General features: G+C 73.2%; 22 protein-coding genes. 12 read left to right on the top strand and 10 right to left on the bottom strand.

Annotation, left to right across the window (positions count from 1 at the left end; translation table 11 throughout):
- Positions 1-44 precede the first annotated feature (44 nt).
- The 5 genes from htpG to OG562_RS02205 all read left to right on the top strand — a co-directional run bounded on the left by htpG (position 45) and on the right by OG562_RS02205 (position 7210).
- Complete coding sequence (gene htpG, locus OG562_RS02225) at positions 45-2018, top strand: molecular chaperone HtpG (protein WP_266392997.1); 1974 nt, start codon at positions 45-47, stop codon at positions 2016-2018.
- Between the two features lie 156 nt (positions 2019-2174).
- Positions 2175-4547 carry an MFS transporter gene (locus OG562_RS02220; RefSeq protein ID WP_266392994.1) on the top strand — a complete coding sequence of 791 codons (2373 nt, stop codon included), beginning with the start codon at positions 2175-2177 and terminating at the stop codon, positions 4545-4547.
- A gap of 345 nt (positions 4548-4892) precedes the next feature.
- On the top strand, positions 4893-5225 hold the full coding sequence (locus tag OG562_RS02215) for a DUF2218 domain-containing protein (RefSeq protein WP_266392990.1): 333 nt from the start codon (positions 4893-4895) through the stop codon (positions 5223-5225).
- A 223-nt stretch (positions 5226-5448) separates the two neighbouring features.
- Positions 5449-6345, top strand: a complete 897-nt coding sequence (locus tag OG562_RS02210; RefSeq protein ID WP_266392988.1) for an SIS domain-containing protein — start codon at positions 5449-5451, stop codon at positions 6343-6345.
- Between the two features lies 1 nt (position 6346).
- Positions 6347-7210 (top strand): class II fructose-bisphosphate aldolase, encoded by an 864-nt coding sequence (locus OG562_RS02205; RefSeq protein WP_266392985.1) that lies wholly within the window; start codon positions 6347-6349, stop codon positions 7208-7210.
- Here the strand turns inward: OG562_RS02205 and OG562_RS02200 are convergent.
- The gene (locus OG562_RS02200) at positions 7197-8333 is read right to left on the bottom strand and encodes a methyltransferase (protein WP_266408966.1); all 1137 of its coding nucleotides are present in this window, start codon (positions 8331-8333) and stop codon (positions 7197-7199) included. The genes OG562_RS02205 and OG562_RS02200 overlap by 14 nt on opposite strands.
- Positions 8334-8446: 113 nt before the next feature.
- Here OG562_RS02200 and OG562_RS02195 point away from each other — a divergent pair, with 113 nt between their 5' ends.
- Both OG562_RS02195 and OG562_RS02190 read left to right on the top strand, forming a co-directional pair.
- Complete coding sequence (locus tag OG562_RS02195) at positions 8447-9169, top strand: alpha-ketoglutarate-dependent dioxygenase AlkB (protein ID WP_266392979.1); 723 nt, start codon at positions 8447-8449, stop codon at positions 9167-9169.
- Between the two features lie 27 nt (positions 9170-9196).
- Positions 9197-10441, top strand: coding sequence for an ROK family protein (locus OG562_RS02190; RefSeq protein ID WP_266392976.1), 1245 nt, complete (start codon positions 9197-9199; stop codon positions 10439-10441).
- 93 nt (positions 10442-10534) lie between these two features.
- Here the strand turns inward: OG562_RS02190 and OG562_RS02185 are convergent, their stop codons facing one another.
- The 3 genes from OG562_RS02185 to ilvY all read right to left on the bottom strand — a co-directional run bounded on the left by OG562_RS02185 (position 10535) and on the right by ilvY (position 12855).
- The gene (locus OG562_RS02185; RefSeq protein ID WP_266392973.1) at positions 10535-11302 is read right to left on the bottom strand and encodes an SDR family NAD(P)-dependent oxidoreductase; all 768 of its coding nucleotides are present in this window, start codon (positions 11300-11302) and stop codon (positions 10535-10537) included.
- Between the two features lie 71 nt (positions 11303-11373).
- Positions 11374-11958: a TetR/AcrR family transcriptional regulator gene (locus OG562_RS02180; RefSeq protein ID WP_266392969.1), complete on the bottom strand. Its 585-nt coding sequence runs from the start codon at positions 11956-11958 to the stop codon at positions 11374-11376.
- Between the two features lie 42 nt (positions 11959-12000).
- The gene (gene ilvY / locus OG562_RS02175) at positions 12001-12855 is read right to left on the bottom strand and encodes an HTH-type transcriptional activator IlvY (RefSeq protein ID WP_266392967.1); all 855 of its coding nucleotides are present in this window, start codon (positions 12853-12855) and stop codon (positions 12001-12003) included.
- A gap of 217 nt (positions 12856-13072) precedes the next feature.
- Here ilvY and OG562_RS02170 point away from each other — a divergent pair, with 217 nt between their 5' ends.
- On the top strand, positions 13073-14497 hold the full coding sequence (locus OG562_RS02170; protein ID WP_266408964.1) for a ketol-acid reductoisomerase: 1425 nt from the start codon (positions 13073-13075) through the stop codon (positions 14495-14497).
- A 14-nt stretch (positions 14498-14511) separates the two neighbouring features.
- Here the strand turns inward: OG562_RS02170 and OG562_RS02165 are convergent, their stop codons facing one another.
- Positions 14512-15030 (bottom strand): hypothetical protein, encoded by a 519-nt coding sequence (locus tag OG562_RS02165; RefSeq protein WP_266392964.1) that lies wholly within the window; start codon positions 15028-15030, stop codon positions 14512-14514.
- Positions 15031-15142: 112 nt separating this feature from the next.
- Between OG562_RS02165 and OG562_RS02160 the strand changes: the two genes are divergently transcribed.
- Together OG562_RS02160 and OG562_RS02155 are read left to right on the top strand one after the other, a co-directional pair.
- Positions 15143-16039 carry an NAD(P)-dependent oxidoreductase gene (locus tag OG562_RS02160; protein ID WP_266392961.1) on the top strand — a complete coding sequence of 299 codons (897 nt, stop codon included), beginning with the start codon at positions 15143-15145 and terminating at the stop codon, positions 16037-16039.
- 2 nt (positions 16040-16041) lie between these two features.
- Complete coding sequence (locus OG562_RS02155) at positions 16042-17046, top strand: aldo/keto reductase (RefSeq protein WP_266392959.1); 1005 nt, start codon at positions 16042-16044, stop codon at positions 17044-17046.
- A 42-nt stretch (positions 17047-17088) separates the two neighbouring features.
- Here the strand turns inward: OG562_RS02155 and OG562_RS02150 are convergent, their stop codons facing one another.
- From OG562_RS02150 to OG562_RS02140, 3 genes are read right to left on the bottom strand one after another with little or no spacing between them, the layout of a single operon-like run.
- Entirely contained in the window at positions 17089-17997 is a 909-nt protein-coding gene (locus OG562_RS02150) for a phosphotriesterase (RefSeq protein WP_266392957.1), read from the bottom strand.
- Positions 17994-18578: a DUF4865 family protein gene (locus OG562_RS02145; protein WP_266392955.1), complete on the bottom strand. Its 585-nt coding sequence runs from the start codon at positions 18576-18578 to the stop codon at positions 17994-17996. The genes OG562_RS02150 and OG562_RS02145 overlap by 4 nt, the downstream gene beginning before the upstream one ends.
- Positions 18554-19147 (bottom strand): TetR/AcrR family transcriptional regulator, encoded by a 594-nt coding sequence (locus OG562_RS02140; RefSeq protein ID WP_266392954.1) that lies wholly within the window; start codon positions 19145-19147, stop codon positions 18554-18556. Before OG562_RS02140 ends, OG562_RS02145 begins: the two co-directional genes overlap by 25 nt.
- Positions 19148-19327: 180 nt before the next feature.
- On the opposite strand from OG562_RS02140, the gene OG562_RS02135 reads away from it, so the two are divergent.
- Both OG562_RS02135 and OG562_RS02130 read left to right on the top strand, forming a co-directional pair.
- Positions 19328-19615, top strand: a complete 288-nt coding sequence (locus OG562_RS02135; protein WP_266392952.1) for an SHOCT domain-containing protein — start codon at positions 19328-19330, stop codon at positions 19613-19615.
- A gap of 95 nt (positions 19616-19710) precedes the next feature.
- The gene (locus tag OG562_RS02130) at positions 19711-20958 is read left to right on the top strand and encodes an FtsX-like permease family protein (RefSeq protein ID WP_266392950.1); all 1248 of its coding nucleotides are present in this window, start codon (positions 19711-19713) and stop codon (positions 20956-20958) included.
- A gap of 41 nt (positions 20959-20999) precedes the next feature.
- Here the strand turns inward: OG562_RS02130 and OG562_RS02125 are convergent, their stop codons facing one another.
- Positions 21000-21539: an ATP-binding protein gene (locus tag OG562_RS02125; RefSeq protein WP_266392947.1), complete on the bottom strand. Its 540-nt coding sequence runs from the start codon at positions 21537-21539 to the stop codon at positions 21000-21002.
- 207 nt (positions 21540-21746) lie between these two features.
- Positions 21747-22070, bottom strand: a complete 324-nt coding sequence (locus OG562_RS02120) for a hypothetical protein (protein ID WP_266392944.1) — start codon at positions 22068-22070, stop codon at positions 21747-21749.
- Positions 22071-22321 lie beyond the last annotated feature (251 nt).

Below are 22321 nucleotides of genomic sequence, written 5' to 3'. Positions count from 1 at the left end.
CCACCGTCGACGAGACCACGGAACCTGTGAGGGACACGCGAACCATGACGACCGAAACGTTTGAGTTCCAGGTTGAGGCCCGTCAGCTGCTCCAGTTGATGATCCACTCGGTCTACTCGAACAAGGACGTCTTCCTGCGAGAGCTCGTCTCCAACGCCTCGGACGCGCTGGACAAGCTGCGCCTGGCCGCGCTGCGGGACGACACGCTCGACGCCGACGTCTCCGACCTGCACATCGAGATCGAGACCGACGACGGCGCCCGCACCCTCACCGTGCGGGACAACGGCATCGGAATGTCGTACGAGGAGGTCGGCCGGCTCATCGGCACGATCGCCAACTCGGGGACCGCGCAGTTCGTCCGGGAGCTGCGGGAGGCCCGTGAGGCGAGCGAGGCGAGCGAGGCGGGCAAGGCGGGCAAGGCCGACAAGGGCGGCGCGGACGACCAGGCCGAGGGGCTCATCGGGCAGTTCGGGGTGGGCTTCTACTCCGGGTTCATGGTGGCGGACGAGATGACCCTGCTGACCCGGCGTGCCGGCGAGAGCCAGGGCACGCGCTGGTCGTCGCGCGGCGAGGGCACGTACACGCTGGAGCGGGTCGACGGCGCGCCGCAGGGCACCTCGGTCACCCTGCACCTCAAGCCCGCGGACTCCGACGACCAGCTGCACGACTACACCTCCGCCTGGACGATCAAGGAGATCGTCAAGCGGTACTCGGACTTCATCACCTGGCCGATCAGGACGGTCCCGAAGAAGGCCGACGGCGTCGACGGCACCGGCGACGGCGACGCCGCGCCCGAGCCCGAGACGCTGAACTCGATGAAGGCCCTGTGGGCGCGCTCGCGCGAGGAGGTGTCCGACGACGAGTACCACGAGCTGTACAAGCACATCAGCCACGACTGGCGGGAGCCGCTGGAGACCGTCCGGCTCCAGGCCGAGGGCACCTTCGAGTACCAGGCGCTGCTCTTCGTCCCCTCGCACGCCCCGCACGACCTGTACCAGCAGGGCTCCAAGCGCGGTGTGCAGCTGTATGTGAAGCGCGTCTTCATCATGGACGACTGCGAGGCGCTGCTGCCGCCCTACCTCCGCTTCGTCAAGGGCGTGGTCGACGCGGCGGACCTCTCGCTGAACGTCTCCCGGGAGATCCTGCAGCAGGACCGGCACATCAAGATGATGCAGCGTCGGCTGACCAAGAAGGTCGTGGCCACGGTCAAGGACCTGCTGACCAAGGACCCCGACCGCTACGCCACGTTCTGGCGGGAGTTCGGCGCGGTCCTGAAGGAAGGGCTCGTCACCGACAACGACAACCGCGACGCCCTGCTCGCCGTCGCGTCGTTCGCGAGCACGCACAGCGCGGACGAGCCGACCACGCTGCAGAGTTACGTGGAGCGGATGAAGGACGGCCAGGAGGACGTCTACTACCTGGCCGGCGAGTCCCGGGAGAGCATCGAGAACTCCCCGCACATGGAGGCCTTCCGGGCCAAGGGCATCGAGGTCCTGCTGCTCACCGACGCCGTCGACGAGGTGTGGGTCGACGTGGTCGGCGAGTTCGAGGGCAAGCGGCTGCGGTCCGTCGCCAAGGGAGAGGTCGATCTCGACGCGCAGGGCGACGAAGAGGCCGAGGGCGCGCGGGAGAAGCAGGGCGAGGAGTACGCCGGTCTGCTCGGCTGGATGACGGAGCAACTGGGCGACGACATCAAGGAAGTGCGCCTCTCCTCGCGCCTCACGGTGTCCCCGGCCTGCATCGTCTCGGACGCGAACGGCCTCACCCCGGCGCTGGAGAACATGTACCGCGCGATGGGTCAGGAGGTGCCCAAGGCCCAGCGGATCCTCGAGCTCAACCCGGACCACCTGCTCGTCAAGGGCCTGAACCAGGCCTACAAGGACCGGGAGGACCGCACCGAGCTCGCCGGGACCGCCGAACTGCTGCACGGTCTCGCGGTGCTGGCCGAGGGCGGCCGGCCCCAGGAGCCCGCACGGTTCGTGAAGCTGGTGGCCGACCACTTGGAGCGGGCGCTGTAGTCGCCCCTGTCGTGGGGACCGGAGGGCCTCTTCGGAGGCCCTCCGTGCGCGGAATCTTCACCTCTCGCCCACCGAACATTCTACTTGCTTAAGTTAATCAAGCGATCTAGATTGGTGGGCGTCGCGAAGGCCCGATCCCCCCACGGAGGCCCGACCATGTCCCATGCGCACCCCCGGTCCGTCACGACGGGGGAGTCCGCGCCGCCGCGGGCCGACCTCGTCGTAGCGGTCCTGGCCTTCGGCGGGATCGTGGTCTCGCTGATGCAGACCCTGGTGATCCCGATCGTCCCGGAGCTGCCGACGCTGCTCGACGCCCCGGCCTCGGACACGGCCTGGACCGTCACCGCCACCCTTCTCGCGGCCGCCGTCGCCACCCCCGTCATGGGACGGCTCGGCGACATGTACGGCAAGCGCCGCATGCTGCTGGTCAGCCTGGCCATGCTGGTCGCCGGATCGGTCACCGCCGCCCTCAGCGACGCGCTCACCCCGATGATCGTCGGCCGGGCCCTGCAGGGACTCGCCTCCGGCGTCATCCCGCTCGGCATCAGCATCATGCGCGACGAACTCCCCGCCGAGCGGCTCGGCTCGGCCACCGCGCTGATGAGCGCCTCCCTCGGCGTCGGCGGCGCGCTCGGGCTGCCCGCCGCCGCGCTCCTCGCGGACCACTTCGACTGGCATGTGCTGTTCTGGACGTCGGCCGCGCTCGGCGTCGTCGCCGCCGTGCTCGTCCCGCTGTTCGTGCCCGAGTCGAAGGTGCGCACCGGCGGCCGCTTCGACCTGGTCGGCGCGGTCGGCATGGCCGCCGGACTGATCTGTCTGCTGCTGGCGATCTCCAAGGGCGCCGACTGGGGCTGGGGCAGCGGCACCACCCTCGGGCTCTTCGCTGCCGCGGTGGTCGTGCTGCTCCTGTGGGGTCTGTTCGAACTGCGGGTCGAGGAACCGCTGGTGGACCTGCGGACCACCGCCCGCCGCCAGGTGCTGGTGACCAACCTCGCCTCGACGGCCTTCGGGTTCTCCATGTTCGCGATGTCCCTGGTCCTTCCCCAGCTTCTCCAGCTGCCCGAGGCGACGGGCTACGGGCTGGGCAAGTCGCTGCTGGCCGCGGGTCTGGTCATGGCCCCCACGGGCCTGGTGATGATGGCCACGGCGCCCGTGTCCGCGCTGATCTCGAAGGCGCGGGGCCCGAAGACGACCCTGATGATCGGCGCGGTCGTCGTCGCCGTCGGATACGGCCTCACCATCGTGCTGATGGACGCCGTGTGGGAGCTCGTCCTGGGCTCCTGTGTCATCGGCGCCGGCATCGGCTTCGCCTACGGCGCGATGCCCGCGCTCATCATGGGCGCCGTGGACGCCTCCGAGACGGCCGCCGCGAACAGCCTCAACACCCTGATGCGGTCGATCGGCACCTCCACCGCCAGCGCCGTCGCCGGGGTGATCCTGGCCCAGATGACCACGGTGTTCGGCGGCGCCGCCCTGCCCTCCGAGAACGGGTTCAAGGTGGTCATGGCGGTCGGCTCGGGAGCGGCGGTCCTCGCCTTCGTGGTCGCCGCGTTCATCCCGCGGCAGCGGACGGCGGCGGCAGGCGTGAGGGAGGAGGCGACGAAATCGGAGGCGAGGCCGGAGACGGGGACGTCCGTCGCGTCCGGCGCGGGCGTCGACGAGGAGGCTGTGGGTGCTGTGGGCGCCGCGGTCGCCGTTCCGCTGGCCCGCGCGGTCGCCGAGCTGGTCGCGACCGTTCCGGGGCTGAGCGGCGACGGACCGGCCGGCGGCGGGCACACCGTGTCCGGGCATGTGCGGGGCGCGGAGAGCGCGCCGGCGGGCGGGGCCGCGGTGACGCTGATCTCGCTGGGCGGGCGGCAGTTGAGCCGCGCGGTCGCCGGGGCCGACGGCTCCTACGCGGTCGAGGCGCCGGGGGAGGGCACGTACGTCCTCATCGCCGCCGCCGACGGCCATCAGCCGCAGGCGACGACCGTGGTCGTCGGGGCCGCCCCGGTGACGTACGACGTGCTGCTGTGCGGGAGCAGCGGGCTGGCCGGCGCGGTGCGGTCGACGGAGAGCGGGGCGCCGGTCGCCGGTGCGGTGGTCGTCGTGACCGATGTGCGCGGGGATGTGCTGGCCACCGTACAGACCGACGGGACTGGCGGATTCGTCCTGGCCGACCTGGTGCCGGGGCCGGTGACCCTTGCGGTCAGCTCGCCCAAGCACCGGCCGCTGGCGCTGCCCGTCGAGATCGGCGCCACCGGGGTCACCCGGGTCGACGTCGAGCTGCGGCCCGGCGCGCAGGTGCGGGGCACGGTCCGCGGCGCGGGCGCCGCGCTGGCCGACGCGCGGGTGACGCTGGTGGACGCGGCGGGCAACGTCGTCGCCACCGCCACGACCGGGAACGACGGGGCGTACGTCTTCTCCGACCTGGACGGCGGCCCGTACACGGTCATCGCGACCGGCTACCCGCCGCGGGCGACCGGGATCAGTCTCGCCAGCGGCGACGTGGACGACCACGACATCGAACTCGCCCACACCGGCGAGTAGTTCGGCCCGCAGGACGCAGAGAGCCAGGACGCAGAGAGCTCCGGTCCGTCCGGGCGGGACCCTGAGCGGAGGGTCCGCGCCCGGACGGGCCGGCTGAAGGGTCCGCGGGCACGGCGGAGCGGCAGGGGACGGCCGCGCACCCCGTCACCGCGGGCCCCGGGGGGCGGGGCGCACTTTCGGTGGTTCACCGGGGGTGCGCCCTGGAGCCTACCGCTGCCCTTGTGCCCGGCCGGCGCCGTCCGTCCGGGGGAGAATCCATACGTTGCGGTCCGGGAGGTGTACGCGGGGCCCCTGTGTCTGGCAGTACTGCAGTGAGTCCGCCCGCCGTCCGAGGGAGTCACGTCCATGTCCCGCTCCGAAGCCCGCGTCCCCACCGACCGCCCGCACCGCTACGCCAAACAGCTCGCCGCCCATCTCGGCCGCCGGATCGAGGCGACCTGGGACGAGGACAAGGGCGAGGGCCTGCTCACCTTCCCGCAGGGCAGCGGCACCCTCACCGCCGCCGAGGACGCCCTGTTGCTGACCATCGACACCGAGGCCGACGAACTCGACCGGCTCGAGGACGTGGTGGGCCGCCATCTGGTCCGCTTCGGGGCCCGCGACGAACTGGTCGTCGTCTGGCGGCGCGACACCGGCGAACCGGGCAGCACCCAGCGCGGCACCGGCGAACACGCCTGACGCCAGGGGCTGTTACCGGAGCCGTGCGTGGATTCGTACGCCGAAATCCTCGCCGCCCAGAAGAAGTCCGGCGTCTCCCCGTTCTCGGCGAGCTGGTCACGTGACATCGGCGGGCTCCCTCTCCCTGTCTGTTGCATGCCGATCGTGTGCTTGAAATTGCTCGAAAGATGGCTCTATCTTGCATGAACAATCATCTGCATGCATCGTCGGGAAGAGGTGGGGCATGACGTATGTCGAGGACGAGCTGATGAGCCAGCCGGAGTGCTGGTCACGGGCCGCCGCCGAGGCCGCCCGTCATGCGGGGGAGCTTCCGGCGCCGGGGGAGCGGGTCGCGATCGTCGGCTGCGGCACGTCCTGGTTCATGGCCCAGGCCGTGGCCGCCCTGCGCGAAGGTGCGGGGCAGGGCGAGACGGACGCGTTCCCCGCCTCCGAGTTCCCCTGGGGTCGTCGATACGACCGGATCCTCGCCCTCACCCGGTCCGGCACCACCACCGAGGTGCTCGACCTGCTCACCCGCCTTCAGGGACGTACGCCCACCGTGGCGGTCACGGCCGACCCCGACACCCCGGTGGCGCGGGCCGCGGACCGGCTCGTCGTCCTGGACTTCGCCGACGAACGCTCCGTCGTGCAGACCAGGTTCGCGACCACCGCACTCACCCTCCTGCGCGCCCATCTGGGCCTGCACACCGACGCCGTCCTCGCCGACGCCCGCACCGTGCTCGCCGAGCCGCTGCCCGAAGGGCTCGTGGAATGCGGGCAGTTCACGTTCCTGGGGCGTGGCTGGACGGTCGGTCTGGCGAACGAGGCCGCGCTGAAGATGCGCGAGGCCGCACTGTCCTGGACCGAGGCCTACCCGGCGATGGAGTACCGGCACGGCCCCATCAGCGTGAGCGGCGCCAGAACCGCCACCTGGATGCTCGGGCCGGAACCCGAGGGACTTGCCCAACAGGTGCGGGCCACAGGCGCGTTGTGGATATCCGGCCGACTGGACCCGCTGGCCGAACTCGTCCGCGCCCAGCGGCTCGCGGTGGCCGTCGCCGCCGCCCGCGGCCTCGACCCGGACCGCCCACGCCACCTCACCCGCTCGGTCGTCCTCCACTCGCGGCCGACCGGGAGCTGACATGCCCCTCACGACCACCGGCGAACTGGTCACCCGCGCCCGCACGGTCCGCAGGGTCCGCACGGCCCACACCGCCGTCACCGCCGTCACCGCCTTCAACGTCATCACGCTCGAACACGTCGAGGCCGTGATCGCCGGCGCCGAGGCCGCCGGAGCGCCCGTCGTCCTCCAAGTCAGCGAGAACGCCGTGAAGTTCCGCCAGGGACGGCTGCTCCCGCTCGCCCGCGCCGCCGTGGCCGCCGCCGAACGGGCCGCCGTACCCGTCGCGTTGCACCTGGACCACGTCCAGAGCGACCTGCTCCTCCGTCAGGCGGCCGACGCCGGCTTCGGTTCCGTGATGTACGACGCCTCCCGCCTTCCGTACGCCGAGAACCTTGCCGCGACCCGCGCGGCCGTCGACTGGGCGCACTCCCAAGGGCTCTGGATCGAGGGCGAGTTGGGGGAGATCGGCGGTAAGGGAGCCCATGCGCCCGGTGCCCGCACCGACCCGGCCGAGGCCCGTGCCTTCGTCGCCGAATCCGGCGTGGACGCCCTGGCCGTCGCCGTCGGCAGCGTCCACGCGATGACCACCCGCACCGCCGCCCTCGACCACGACCTGATCGAACGGCTCGCCGCCGTCCTCGACGTGCCCCTCGTCCTGCACGGCTCCTCGGGCGTTCCGGACGGCGAGCTGATCGCGGCCGTCGCGGGCGGCATCGCCAAGGTCAACATCGGGACCGCCCTGAACCAAGCCATGACCGGCGCGATCAGGGACTTCCTCGCCGACCACCCCGAGGCCGTCGACGCCCGCGCCTACCTGACCGCCGGCCGGGCGGCGATGGCGGCCACCGTCGAGCGGACGGTCCGCCTCCTCACCCGCGCTTGACGGCCCTCAGCACCACGAACTTCGGGTCCCCCGCAACCAGTTCACTGTTGCCGAACAGCCGCTTCAGCTTCACGTGGTACCCCAGGTGCCTATTGCCGACGACCCACAGCTCGCCGCCCGGCCGCAGCGCGCGCCGCGCATCCGTGAACATCCGCCACGCCGTCGCGTCCGTCGTGGCCTGGTGGGAGTGGAACGGCGGATTGTTCAGCACCACGTCCACACTCCCGCCCGGCACTCCCGCCAGCCCGTCCCCGACCCGGAACTCGGCGTGCCCCGGCACCCCGTTCGCCTTGTACGTCGCCTCCGCCGACGCCACCGCCTGGAACGACTCGTCGGTGAACAGCACCTCGGCCGCCGGGTCGGCCAGCGCCACCGCCGTGCCGACGACCCCGTTCCCGCACCCCAGGTCGACGACCCGGCCAACCCCGCGCGTGTCCGGCAGCTGCCGGAGGAAGAACCGGGTGCCGACGTCGAGCCGCTCGGCGCAGAACACACCGGCGTGGTTGACGACCGTACGACCGGAGAGCGTGCCGACGTCGTCGGGCAGCGCGTAGGAGTGCGGCCACGGATTGCCGGGGCGCGCCTGTGACGGATCCGGGGTGCAGAAGATCAGCCGGGCCTTCTGCTCGGCGAGGGAGGTCCTGGTCGGGCCCAGGATCCGCTCGAACAGGCGCAGTGTGGAGGTGTGGATCTCCTTCACCATGCCGGCGCCGACGACGACCGTGCCCTCGTGCACGGCGGGCGCCAGCCGCAGCAGCTGGTCCTCCAGCAGCGCGAGGCTCTTCGGCACCCGCACCAGCAGCACGTCGATCCGCTCGGGCGCCGGATCCTGGGTGGTGAGCAACCGGACGGAACCGGGTTCCACGCCGTTGCGGGCGAGGTTCGCCCGGGTCGCCTCCTGTCCCAGCCAGGAGTCGGTGATCTGCGTCGGCCGGTGCGCGGCGAGAGCCGTGACCAGCGCGCCCCAGCGGTCGCCGAGCACCACGACCGCGCCGGTGAGGGGGACGTCCCGCTCCGCGAGGTGCCGGAGCAGATACGCGTCGGAGGCGTCCCAGGCACGCAGCGTGTCGCGCGGATCCTCGGGGTAGCGGGCCAGGGCGGGCTCGCCCCAGGGCGTCGTCATACGGTCGTCCATGATGGCCCAAGGCTAACCGAGCCGCAGCTCAGACCGGGTGTCGGAGCCGGTGTCGAAGTGATGTCGGCCCCGATGTCGGACCCGTGGCGGAGGATGGACGCATGGACGCCGAACTGTTTCCGCGGGAGCGTACGCAGGTCGCGCCGGGTGCGGTGCACGTCCCCGACTGGCTGGATCCGGCCGCCGCGCGCGAGCTGATCGACGCCTGCCGGCTCTGGGCGCGCCCCCCGGCCGGGCTGCGCACGGTCCGCACCCCCGGCGGCGGCACGATGACCGCCCGCCAGGTCTGTCTGGGCCGGCACTGGTACCCGTACGCCTACGCCCGCACGGTCGTCGACGGCGACGGCGCGCCGGTGAAACCCTTCCCGGCCTGGCTGGGCGAGCTGGGCCGCCGCGCGGTGGCCGACGCGCTGGGACCGGTCCTCGGACCAGAAGCGGCCCGGTCGGCGGCGTACGGCTATGACGACGGCGGCTACAGCTACGGCTACGACGACCATGGCTACGACATCGCGCTGATCAACTTCTACGACGGCGACGCCCGTATGGGCATGCACCGTGACGCGGACGAGGAGTCCGACGCGCCCGTGGTCTCCCTCAGCCTCGGCGACAGCTGTGTCTTCCGCTTCGGCAACACCGAGAGCCGCACCCGGCCCTACACCGACGTCGAGCTGCGCAGCGGTGACCTCTTCGTGTTCGGCGGGCCGTCCCGGCTGGCCTACCACGGGGTGCCGCGCGTCCTGCCGGGCACGGCGCCGGCCGAGCTGGGTCTGACGGGACGGCTGAACATCACCCTGCGGGTGAGCGGCTTCCCCGACGCGGACTGACGAGCGGATCATGGGAGACTCGCCCTCATGAGCGGCAAGGCGGACCCCCGGCCGGCGGGGGAAGGGACCACCTCGAGAGCGCGGTTGGACCGGGGGCGCGGTGCGCTCGGACCCGCGTTGGAGCTCGTGCACACCGGGCGGGCGCCCACCCGCGCGGTGCTCACCGCCGAACTCGGCGTCACCCGTGCGACGGCCGGCGCGGTCGCCGCGGAACTGGAGGCGCTGGGCCTGATCCGGGTCGACGCGCGTCCCGGCGCCGCCGCCGGTTCGCAGGGCCGCCCTTCGCACCGGCTCGAGGTCGCCGAGGACGGGCCGGTCGTGCTGGCCGCCCAGGTCCACGCGGACGGCTTCCGGGCCGCACTGGTCGGACTGGGCGGGCGGATCGTCGCCACCACGCCCAGTTGCGAGGCCGTCGACGCCGACCCCGCCAAGGTGCTCGGGGCCGCGGTGGACGCCGGCGCCGACCTGCTCCGCCGGACCGGCCGACGCTGCGTGGGCGCGGGGCTCGCCGTGCCGTCCGCGGTCACCGAGCCCGAGGGCCTGGCGCTCAATCCGCTGCACCTGGCCTGGCCGGTGGGCTCGCCCGTGCGCGAGATCTTCGCCGAGCGGGTCCGGGCCGCCGGGATCGCCGGGCCCGCCTTCGCCGCCAACGACGTCAACCTCGCCGCCCTCGCCGAACACCGGCACGGCGCCGGACGCGGCGCGCGCGACCTGCTGTGCGTGGCCACCGGGCACCGGGGCGTCGGGGGCGCGCTGGTCCTCGACGGGCGGCTGCACACGGGCAGTTCGGGCCTCGCTCTCGAAGTCGGCCACCTCACGGTCAACCCCGAGGGCCGCCCGTGCCACTGCGGCAGCCGCGGCTGCCTCGACGTCGAGGCCGACCCGCTGGCCCTGCTCACCACGGCGGGCCGCGAGCCCGGCCCCGAGGGTTCACTGCTCCAGCAGGCCAACCAGCTGATCCGCGAGGAGTACGGCGACCCGGTCGTCCGCACCGCGGCCGAGGCCCTCATCGACCGACTCGGCCTGGGGCTGGCGGGCCTGGTGAACATCCTCAACCCCGACCGCATCATCCTCGGCGGTCTGCACCGCACCCTTCTCGACGCCGACCCCGGCCGGCTGCGCGCGGTCGTCGCCGACCGCAGCCTGTGGGGCCGCAGCGGCGGAGTCCCCCTCCTCGCCTGTTCCCTCGACCACAACAGCCTCGTCGGAGCAGCCGAGTTGGCGTGGCAGCCGGTGCTGGACGATCCGCTGGGGGCGTTGAGCGGGGGCTGAGCGCGAGCTCTGGGGGCGGGCTCTGGGCGCGAGCCTTGAGCGCGGGTTGCGGCGCAGATTCCGGGTGCGGATTCCGGGCGCGGGGTCCGGGCGCTACAGGGTGGCCCCGCCGTCGATCACCAGGTCGGCGCCGACGACGGACGCCGCGTCGTCGGACGCCAGATACAGCACCGCCCGCGCCACCTCGTCCGTCGACGAGACCCGGCCCAGCGGCGACTGCTCCTTCATCCGTACGGCACGCTCGGCCTCGGACTCGCCGGGCCGCAGCGACATGGACGTGTCGGACGGGCCGGGGCTGACGGCGTTGACGCGGACGCCGTCCCCGATGTGTTCGAGGGCGGCCCCGCGCGTGAGGGCGGTGACGGCGGCCTTGCTCGCGGCGTACGCGGTGGTGCCCGGCACCTGCCGGTGCACGCCGAGGTTGGACGACACGTTGACGATCGCGCCGCCGTTCGGCTGGGTGCGCATCTGCCGTATCTCGGCCCCGAGGGCGAGGAACACGCCCGTGAGGTTGGTGTCGAGGACCGTCCGCCAGTCGTCCTCGGAGAGGTCGGCGACCGGCAGGCCGCCCCGGAAGACGCCCGCGTTGTTGACGGCGACGTCGAGCGAGCCGAAGCGGTCGAGGGTCGCCCGGATGAGCCCGTCCACGTCGGAGGCCACTGCCACGTCGGCCGCGTGGGCGACCGCGGTCCCGCCGGCCGCCTCGACGAGCGCGACCGTCTCGTCGAGCGCCGCGCGGGTGCGTCCGGCGACGACCACCCGGGCGCCCTCGGCGGCGAACGCGAGGGCGAGGGCCCGTCCTATGCCGGAGCCGCCGCCGGTGATCAGGGCGGTGCGTCCCGAGAAACGAGAGTGGGGCATGTCAGTCCTTTCTGGACCGGTCGTTCCAGATTCGAGTCAGATGAACAGACCCACCGCGTCGCGGAGACGGGTCAGTCGAGCAGGGTCAGCGCCTGTTCCGCCGCGTCCCGTACCCGCGCGGGGTCCGGGGAGGCCTTGCCGACCACCCGCACCCCCTGGAGCAGGACCAGCAGCAGGCGGGCCAGCGCCCGCGGATCACGCTCGGCCGGCAGTTCGCCCTGCGCCTGCGCGCGCACCAGCGACGAGTGCAGCAGCGTCTCCAGGTGCTCCCAGCTCAGCTCGACGCGGCGGGCCGCGGAGGGGTCGTGCGCGGCCAGCTCCGCCGCCGTGTTGGTGACGAGACAGCCCAGGGTGCGCCGGGTGTCGTCGGTGGCCGTGGCCGCGAACCGCCGCACCACCGCGCGCACCCCGGGCAGTGCGGGCCCCGGCTGGGACAGCTCGTGCAGGAGGACCGGATCGTAGGTCTCCCCGTACCGGTCCAGCGCCTTGAGGTAGAGGTCGTGCTTGTTGCCGAAGGTCGCGTAGATGCTGGCGCGCCCGATGCCGAGGTGCTCGACGAGGTCCGCCATCGACGTGGCCTCGTAGCCGCGCCGCCAGAACAGCTCCAGGGCCGCGCGAAGTGCTGTGTCCGGGTCGAACTCCTTGGTCCTGGCCATGCCGTGAACGCTAGATCGAACTGGAACGCTCGGTCAAGTAAGTTACGGCGGACTCGTCAGGCTCCACAGAGCCGCCACCGCCGGGCGTCGCAGGTCCGCCCGTCGGACGCACAGGCCGATCGGCAACGGCTCGGGCGCGGGGTCGGCGGGCACCACCGTCAGCCGGTCGCGCACCGCGCTGTGCTCCAGGACGAGTCTCGGCACCACGCCGGTGCCGCAGCCGAGGGCGACCAGCGCCAACAGCCCCTCGTGGCCGTCCGGTTCGCAGACCGCCTCGGCCGTGTTGCCGTGCGCCCGCAGCCAGCGGTCGGCCGCCTCCCGCACCAGGCCGCGGTGCGGCAGCACGAACGGCCCGTCGAGCCGGACGTCGGGCCGGTCCCGCGCGGTGACGAACACCAGCTCCGTGACCGCGACGGTCCGGCTGACCAGCGACTCCGGCAGCCGCGCGGGGATCCCCGCGACCGCCGCGTCGACCTCGCCCTCGTCGAGCCGGGCCAGCGCCGCCGCCGCGTCCCCGGTCCGCAGATCGAGCCGCACCTGCGGGTGGGCGGACCGCAGCGGAGCCAACAGGTCGGGCAGCAGGGCCTGGCAGGCGGTCACCGTGGCGAACACCGTGAGGCGGCCGGTGAGTTCGGCCGGATCGGGGTGCTCCTCCCGGTAGGAGCGCCACAACTCCAGTGCATGCACGGCGTATTCACGGAACCGATGTCCTTCCGCCGTCAGCGCCACTCCGCGCGGCCCCCGGTCGAACAGCCGGTGCCCGAGATCGGCCTCCAGTCGCTGCACGGTCCGCGTCAGCGTCGCCGGACTGACGTGACAGTCCAGGCTGGTCCGGCCGAAGTTCAGCGTCTGCGCCAGATGCAGGAACAGTCGCAGCTCCCGATGGTCGTCCCGCACGCCCTCACCTCTGCCTTTCAGTTCCCGCAACGCATCGCTGCACAAGTTGCGCTTGCCGCAACATTCGACCGGACCCTACAACTCGACCATGACCGCGACCTCGAACCTCACTTCGACGACCTCGACCTCGACCTCGACCTCGACCCCGACTCCGACCCCGACTCCGACCCCGACCCCGACCTCGACTTTCACCTCCCACGTGTTCCCCCTCGAGACGATGGACGTGCCCGGCGGCGCCGAGACCGTCCTGCGCGGCGGACGCCATCTCTTCCCGCTGCTGCCGAAGGCCTTCGTCGGCGTCCGCCGCGTCGGCGTGCTCGGCTGGGGCCCGCAGGGCCGCGCCCAGGCCCGCAACCTGCGGGACTCCCTGGCCGGCACGGACATCCGGGTGGCCGTGGGACTGCGCCCCGGTTCCCGTTCGGCCGCCGACGCCCGCGCGCACGGCTTCACCGAGGAGGACGGCACGCTGGGCGACTGGCTCGCCGTCGCCGCCGACAGCGACCTGCTGATCCTGCTCATCGCGGACGCCGCGCTCGCCGCCCACCACGAGGAGATCTTCGCCGCGTTGAAACCCGGGGCCGTCATCGGACTGTCCCACGGCTTCCTGCTCGGCCATCTGCGGGAGATCGGCGGCGAGTTCCCGGCGGGCCACGGGGTGATCGCCGTCTGCCCCAAGGGCATGGGCGACTCCGTGCGCCGCCTCTACGAGCAGGGCGCCGAGACCAACGGCGCCGGGATCAACAGCAGTTTCGCCGTCCACGCCGACCCCGACGGCCGGGCCGCCGACCTCGCGCTCGGCTGGTCGGTCGCGCTGGGCTCGCCGTACACCTTCCGCACCACTCTGGAGGGCGAGTACCGCTCGGACGTCGTCGGCGAGCGCGCCGTCCTGCTCGGCGGCGTCCACGCCGTCGTCGAGAGCCTGTACGCGCGCTTCCGGCTGGCCGGGGACGACGAGGTCACCGCGTACGAGAGGTCCTGCGAGAACGTCACCGGCCCGATCGCCCGCACCATCTCGCGCGCCGGACTGCGGGCGGTGCGCGAGGGCCTCGACCCGGACGGCCGGGACGTCTTCGACCGCGCGTACACGGCGACGTACGGACCCGCCCGGGAGATCGTCGCGGAGATCTACGACGAGGTCGCCGACGGCACCGAGCTGCGCAGCGTCGTGCTGGCCGAACGGCGGCTCGCCGAGCGCCCGATGAGCAGGGTCGGCGGTTCCCCCATGTGGGCGGTGGCGCCGCGGGTGCACGCCCGCCGCGGTGAACGCGCCCTGCCCGTCGAGCCGTTCACCGCCGGGGTGTTCGTCGCCACGATGACCGCGCAGATCGACGAGTTCGCCGAGCGCGGCCACCCCTGGTCGGAGATCGTCAACGAGTCCGTCATCGAGGCGGTCGACTCCCTGCTGCCGTACATGCACGCCCGGGACGTCGCCCACATGGTCGACAACTGCTCCCGTACGGCCCGCCTCGGCGCCCGCCGCTGGGGCCCGCGTTTCCAGGCCGCCTACGAGCAGATCGCCTACCCCGCAGCCGAACTCCCGTCGGACAGTGCCCTGTTGAAGGCCTTCGACGCCCACCCCGTCCACCAGGCGCTGGCCTCGGCAGCCGCCCTGAGGCCGTCCGTGGACATCTTCGTGCCGTAGGCGGGGGGTGAGGGTCAGCTGTTCCGGCAGGCGTCGGCGCGGAAGTCCCCGACCGACGCCGTCCGGTAGCCGTCGCGATCGGAGTCCGACCCGTCCCCCGCGTGGTAGTAGCGCACCCGGCCCGGCGTGAGCGCGGCCAACTGGGCCAGGGTGAAGGTCACTTCGTTCGCCGACCAGGAGTTGTCCTCGGTCCATCCGTACAGGGTGTAGGTGCGCTGCCGTTCGAGGGTCGCGGGCATCGGCCTGTCGATGGTCCAGCCCCCGCCGCCGGTGGCCAGCGGCCAGGCGGTGAAGCCGGTGAGGGACTTCGGATGGCTCCAGGTCGCCACGTCTTCGGTGTCGTCACCGGTGTCGGTGTCGGTGTACAACGTGGCTCCGTCGAGGTGGTCGTGACAGACCATCAGCACGCCGACCGGCTGTCCGTCCGAGGTCACCGTGATGCCCATCGCGCCCGCCCCCGGCACCGTGCAGCCGGTCAACGAGCCCAGCACCGCGGCGCCTGCGCAGGCCGCGGCGGCGTACCGGATGCGCATGCACGACCCCCTTGAGAGGCTCATATCGTCGCGCGGCACGGGACACGGGACAAGGGGCGGTCGCCGTTGCGTCGAAGTGACGGCCGAGGGTGTGGAGCGAGAGGATGACGTCATGACCGACAAGCTGACCGTGAGTGTTCTGGGTACCGGCATCATGGGCGCCGCGATGGCCCGCAATCTGGCCCGGGCCGGCCATGCCGTCCGCGTGTGGAACCGGACCCGGGCGAAGGCCGAGCCGCTGACCGCCGACGGCGTGCAGGTCGCCGACACCCCCGCAGAGGCCGTCGAGGGCGCGGACGTGGTCCTGACGATGCTCTACGACGGTCCCGCCACCCTGGAGGCGATGGAGCAGGCCGCCGAAGGCCTGCGTCCGGGGGCGGCGTGGGTGCAGTCGACGACGGCCGGGATCGAGGCGGTCGGCGACCTGGCCGCGTTCGCCGGTGCGCACGGGCTGGTGTTCTTCGACGCGCCGGTGCTCGGGACACGGCAGCCCGCGGAGGCGGGGCAGCTGACCGTGCTGGCGGCCGGTCCGGCCGAGCACAGGCAGGCGGTGGCGCCGGTGCTGGAGGCGGTGGGCGCGCGGACGGTGTGGACGGGCGAGGACGGCGGCGCGGGAAGCGCGACCCGGCTGAAGCTGGTGGCGAACAGCTGGGTGCTCGCGGCCACCGCGGCGACCGGCGAGGTGCTGGCGCTGTCCCAGGCCCTGGGCGTGGATCCGGAGGCGTTCTTCGGGCTGATCGCGGGCGGCCCGCTGGACATGGGATATCTGCGGTCGAAGTCCGACATGCTGCTGAACGGCAAGCTGTCGCCCGCCCAGTTCGCGGTGGTGACGGCGGCGAAGGACGCGCGTCTGATCGTCGAGGCCGGGCGGAGCAACGGAGTGCGTCTGGACGTGGCGGCCGCGAGCGCGGAGCGGCTGGAACGGGCCGCCGCGCAGGGCCACGGCGACGAGGACATGGTCGCCGCCTATTACGCCAGCTTCGAGGACGGCCTTCCCCTAGAGTCGTGATCATGGAGATCAGGAAGCTGGGGCGGACGGGCCGGCAGGTCGGGGTGGTCGGGCTCGGGGCCTGGCAACTCGGCTCGGACTGGGGGCAGGTGGACGAGAAGGACGCCCTGCGCACCCTGCACGCGGCACTCGAGTCGGGCGTGAACTTCATCGACACGGCCGACGAGTACGGGGACGGGCGAAGCGAGCAGGTCATCGGTAAGCTCCTTCGTTCGCAGGTGCGTTCGCAGGCGGGCCCGGGAGCGGGAGAGCTCACCGTGGCGACCAAGATGGGCCGACGGCTGCCCCAGGAGCCCGAGAACTACAACGCCGCCAACTTCCGTGCCTGGACCGACCGTTCGCGCAAGAACCTCGGCGTCGACCGGCTCGACCTGGTGCAACTGCACTGCCCGCCCGGCCCGGTGTACGCGAGCGACGAGGTGTTCGACGCCCTCGACGTACTGGTCGAGGACGGGACCGTCGCGGCGTACGGAGTCAGCGTCCGCAGCTGCGAGGAGGCGCTGGCCGCCATCCGCCGCCCGCACGTCGCCACGGTCCAGCTCGTGCTGAACGCCTTCCGCTCCAAGCCGCTGGAGCGGGTGCTGCCGGCCGCGGCCGAGGCGGGGGTCGGCGTCATCGCGCGCGTGCCGCTGGCCAGCGGGCTGCTCTCGGGCCGGTACACGGCCGCGACCGTCTTCGGCCCGGACGACCACCGCGCCTACAACCGGAGCGGCGCGTCCTTCGACGTCGGCGAGACCTTCTCCGGCGTGGACTACGCGACCGGGCTCGAGGCGGTGGAGCGGCTGCGTCCGCTGGTGCCCGAGGGCGTGACGCCGGCGCAGTTCGCACTGCGCTGGATCGTCGACCAGACGGCGGTGAGCGTCGTCATCCCGGGCGCGCGCAACGCCGAACAGGCGCACGCGAACGCCTCGGCGGCCGCCCTGCCACCGCTGGACCAGGACACGCACGACGCCGTGCGGGAGATCTACGACGAGCTCATCCGCCCGCAGGTCCACCACCGTTGGTGAACCCCGACCCCACGCCCGCCCCCCGCCCCGGACCGGTCGGCCTCACCGCCACTCGACGCCGAAGGCCCGCCCAGGGTTCTCCGTGAGGATCCGCTCCACGAGCCCCTCGCCCACCGCGAGCGCCAGCCGCGGCCCGACCCGCCGCAGCAGATACGGCATCCCGGGGCCGCCGTCGACCGAACGGGCCGCGGCGGTCGTGGTGTCGCCGCCCAGCAGCAGCCGGTCGCCGAACCCGGCCTCGGCGAGGTCCCGTACGGCGTCGGGCATCCGCCAGTCGGTGGCGTGGTGGGCGCGGGACGGGCCGTCGAAGGCCAGCCAACAGCCCGCCTCGGCGGCCCGGCGGTGCACCGCGCCGTCGGGGAAGCGGTTGAGGTGCCCCAGGATCACCCGGTGCGCCGGCACGCCCAACTCCCCGCACAACAGGTCCAGTACGTCGAGCGCGCCGGTGCCGAGCTCCAGGTGTACGGCGATGGGCGCGCCGGTCGCGTGATGCGCCTCGGCCGCGGCGGTCATGGTCCTGCGGGCGTGCGCGTCGAGGGCGTGGAAGCCGCCCGCCACCTTGATCAACCCGGCCCGCACGCCCGAGGCGCCGATGCCCTCGGTCAGTTCGGCCACGAACACCTCGGCGAGCCGCCCGCGCAGCTCGGCGAGCGTCGCCTCGTCGTAGTGCACGTCCTGGTGCAGTCCCGTCGCGGCCACCATGTGCACCCCGGTCTCCCGCGACAGCGGCGGCAGATCGGCGGCGCGCCGCCCGAGCCCGTACGGCGTCCACTGCACGACGGCCCCGCCGCCCAGCGCGCGGAACGCGACCAGCTCGGCCCGCGCCGCGGACACGTCGTGCAGCTCTTGGCCGGGCAGCCGAGGGCTGGAGAAGAACAGGTGGTCGTGCGCGTCGCACACCCCGAGCCGCTCGGGCGGCAGGTCCCCGAGGACCGTCCGCACCGCGATCACCACTGCCGTCCCCCGGGCAGCGCGGCCCGCCCCGGCGCCGACAGGTGGAGCACCTGGAACAACTCCCCTTCGGCCTTCGGCGTGTCGTGCTCCCACAGCGAGAAGTGCACGGTCTCCCAGCGGCTCGTGTCCACGGCCGCCGCCGCGAGCACCGCGCCGTTCTCCCGGGCCAGCCGCGCGGCCTCCTCCACCGCGTCCTGGGCGGCCTCGCCGAGCGCCGCTCCGTCCGGCACCGGCTGCCGCCGTCGTACGGCGAAGCGGGCCGGGGACCCGGCGGCCACGCCCTCCTCGTGCGCCAGCCCGGTCCACTGCCGGGCCGTGGGGCGCCCGAAGTCGTCGCTCAGCACCTGGAAACCGCCGCCCCACAGGAAGGCGTTCATGCCCTCCACGGTGTTCCAGAGGTAGAACGGCGCGTACTGGTTGACCGGCGAGCCGTGCACCCCGCGCTCGCGCAGCAGGTAGGCCTTGACGCCGAGGCCGGGCCAGTCGTCGAGCAGGTGTCCGACGCGGGCCACGCGCGCGCGGACGACGTCCATGTCGTAGTCGGCGGGGAGGGTCAGCTCGTACTGCATCGCATGCATGAGGTCTCCTGGGAGGGGGGAGCAAGGAGCGCGAGCAGGCCCCGCACTCCCGCGTCGAACGCGGCCGGGGAGCCGGAGGCGCGGGCGAGGACATAGCCGCCCTGCACGGTCGCGACGACGGTGGCGGCGATGTCCTCGCCGTCCAGTTCGGGCGCGAACTGCCCCTGTTCCCGGCCCTCTTCGACGAGACGGGCGAGCCGCTCGCGGATCCAGTCGATCGTCTCGTCCACGGGCTCGCGCAGCGCGTCGCTCGCGATCACCTCGGGGTCCATCGTCAGCCGGCCGATCGGACAGCCGCGCAGCACCTCGCGCTCGCGCGTGAGATACGCCCGGATCCGGTCGTACGGCGTGCCCGGCCCGTCGAGCACCGCGCCCGCGGCGGCCCGCATCTCCTCGGCGGTCCGCCGGATCGCGGCCAGCGCCAGCTCGGGCTTGCCCGTGAAGTGGTGGTACATGCTGCCCTGCCCGGCGCCCGCGCGCTCCAGGATCGCCTTGGGGCTGGTGCCCACGTAACCGCGCTCCCACAGCAGCTCCCGGGTGGACTCGATCAGTCGGTCCGACGTGCTCATGCACGCACTGTACATACTAGTAGTTACAGAAATCGAGGGCGGGTGCGGGAGCAGCTCGGAAGCGCTCGCGTACTCCCCGGGAGGTACGCGCACTGCCGCTGGCCGTACGACGACCCGGACCCCTTCCCGGCGGGACTCTCGAGGCACCACAGGAAGACCCCACCGAGGAGATGACCCGAGATGAACACCCTGGCGAACTGGGACGGCGGCGGCCCCGGCCCCTGGATCCTGTTCTTCCCGCTGATCTGGGCGGCCGTCGTCGTGGGCGTCGTCACGCTCCTGCGCCGCACCGCGTGGCGCGGCCGTCGCGGCCCCTGGAGTGCGGGCCCGCGTCCCGCCGGCGACTCGCCGCTCGCCGTCCTCGGTCGGCGCTTCGCCTCCGGCGAGATCGACGAGGACGAGTACTGGCGCCGGCTGTCCGTCCTGGACGAGCAGTTCGGCCGGTCCGACCGGAAGGGCGGTGTGTGATGACGACCGCGACCGCCGTCCGGACGGCCGCCCGGGTCGTCGACGCCGTGAAGGTGTAGGGCGTCGGCGACACCGCCGTACGGGCCCTGGACGGGGTGAACGTGGCCTTCCCGGCCGGACGGTTCACCGCGATCACGGGCCCGTCGGGCTCCGGCGAGTCCACCCTGACGCACGGCGCGGCCGGCCTGGACACCCTCACCTCGGGGACCGCCCACATCGGCGACACCGAGCTCGGCGACCTGGACGACCGCCGGCTGACGCTGCTGCGGCACGACCGGGTCGGCTTCGTCTTCCAGGCGTACAACCTGGTCCCGACCCTGACCGTCGAGGAGAACGTCCGGCTGCCGCTGGACCTGGCGGGCCGCCGGGGCGACCCGGAGCGGAGGGACGCGCTCGACGCCCTGGACGCCCTCGTCGACGCCGTCGGCCTGCGCGACCGGCTCGCCTCGGCCGTGGCCGCCCTGCCCGAGCTGGACACGGTCGTCGGCCCGGGCCGGGGCGTCGCCGAAGTCGACGGCAGGGGAAGGGCGTTGGCCGTCGCCGACCCGGCCGCGCTCGCGCGCACCTTCGACCTCGGCACGGTCCGGGGCGATCTGCGCGACCTCGGCGCGGACGGCATCGCGATCGCCCTTCAGGAGGCCGACCGGCTGCGCCTGGCCACCGGCGATCAGGTCCGCCTCGTCTTCACCGACGGCGACCGGAGGACCTTCGCCGTCCGCGCCGTCCACGGCCGCTCCGAACTCCTCGGGGACCACCTCGTCACCCGCGCCGCCTGGGCCCCGCACCGCACCCGGGACGCCGACACCCTGCTCGCCGTCTCCTTCGAGGACGGCGTGGGCCCGGACGCGGGCAAGGCGGCGGTGGAGCAGGCCGCCGCCCGGTACGGCGACCCCGACGTGCAGACCCGCCACGAGTACGCGCAGTCCTCGGCGGCCGGCATCGACATGATGCTGACCCTCGGCTATGCCCTGCTCGCCCTCGCGGTGCTCATCGCGCTCCTCGGCACCGCCAACACGCTGACGCCGGCGATCCACGAACGCACCCGGGAACCAGGCCTGCTGCGGGCCGCCGGCCAGACCCGGTCCCCACTGCGGGCCATGGTCCGCTGGGAGCCGGTGCTGGTCGCCGCGTTCGGCACGACGGGCGGACTGGCCCTCGGCGCCTTCCTCGGCTGGGTGCTGGTACGGGCCTCCGACGGAGCGAGCGACAGCGCCTTCGCGGTCCCGCTCGCGCGACTCGCCGTGGTGGCTCTGGCGGGCGTCACCGCCGGAGCCCTCGCAGGCCGGCGCCCGGCCCGACGCGCGGCCCGCCTGGACGTACTGCGGGCCGTCGCGACGCAGTGACGTGCCCCGGGACAGGGTCCAGCGGACAGGTCACCGCCCGGTCAGCCGGGGACGGCGGACCGGGCGGGAGCGTGTACGGGCCTGCGCGCGTCGACGGAGACGACCTCCGTGAACCTGGGCGAGACCTGATCCTGCGGGGTACGGCGGGGTGGGCGGGCCGCCCTCTCCCGCGCGGAGACGGGCGCCGGCAGGGTGAACCACACGACCTTGCCGGACTCGCCGTCCGGCCGCGCGCCCCAGCTCTCGCTCACCGCGGCCACCATGGCCAGCCCGCGCCCGCAGGTGGCGAGCGCGGCGGTGTCCCTGATGTCTCCCACCTCGGGAAGCCGCGGATCGTGGTCGCGCACGGAGACGGTGAGCCGGTCGAGCAGCAGCTCCATCTCCACGACGCACGTCTTGTCGGGCTGCGCATGCAGATGGACGTTGGTCAACAGCTCCGTCACGCCGAGCGCGGCCCGGTCTATGAGCGGATCCATATGCCAGTAGCGCAACTGCGCCGATACGATTCTGCGGACCTGGCCGATCCGCGACGGCAGAGCTTGCAGCTCCACCGTGCAGTGCCTGCTTGGGTTGCTGATCACGGCTGCGACTCCCCGACTGAGGTCCGGAAGAACACGGAGTTCGGATCGATCCAGCAGTGCGTCTGCACGAGGCGGCCGCCTGCTGTCGTGGCCGGCGGGCTGGTTCGCAGCGTTATCGCCGGTAAACCCAGAGTGACGTGAGACCAGAGTGGCGCAGGGTCCGCGGTACCGCAACTCGCGCGGACACCCGTCGCCCACCCGGCGCGCTCAGCCGCCGCGCCGCGCCGCCCTGTGCACGGCCTCGATGAACCGGTGCGCCGTGGGCGGCCCCGGCTCTCCCGGCGCGGGGTCGTGTTCCCCGAGGGTCAGCAGATACCGGTTGCCGTTGAGGTCGGCCAGTGCCCGGCCCTCCGGGGCGAACCAGGGCTTCGACGCGCGGACCGCCTGCACCGGCGCGCTGTCGATCTCGCTGCCATAACTGGTGAGCAGCTCCAGCCTGCCGTCGCTGATCCGGACCTGTCCGGCCCGGGTGAGCGAACGCAGTCTCCGCCCGATCCGCACGCCCGTCGCCGTGAACTCCGGCTCCGCCATGCCGCCCCGCCCCCTTGCCCGCCGGGCGAGCCGGACCGTGCACCCGCGTGGGTCGTGATCCAGCCCGCGTCGTCTTCGCACCCGTTCCGGTGATCCAGTGTGCGCCCCCGTCCGGGACCCGCGTCCCGACTCGGTGCAGTCTGCCCGCGCCCGGCGTCGAGCACCAGTGCGTGAGACGCGCCGACAGCGGTCTCCCGGAGCACTCGCCCGAATGCGCCCCCCAGGTGCCCGCACTCACTCCCCAGGCCCGC

The organism is Streptomyces sp. NBC_01275, from assembly GCF_026340655.1.
In the GTDB taxonomy this organism is placed as follows: Bacteria; Actinomycetota; Actinomycetes; order Streptomycetales; family Streptomycetaceae; genus Streptomyces.
This window is presented reverse-complemented; position numbering and strand designations above follow the sequence as displayed.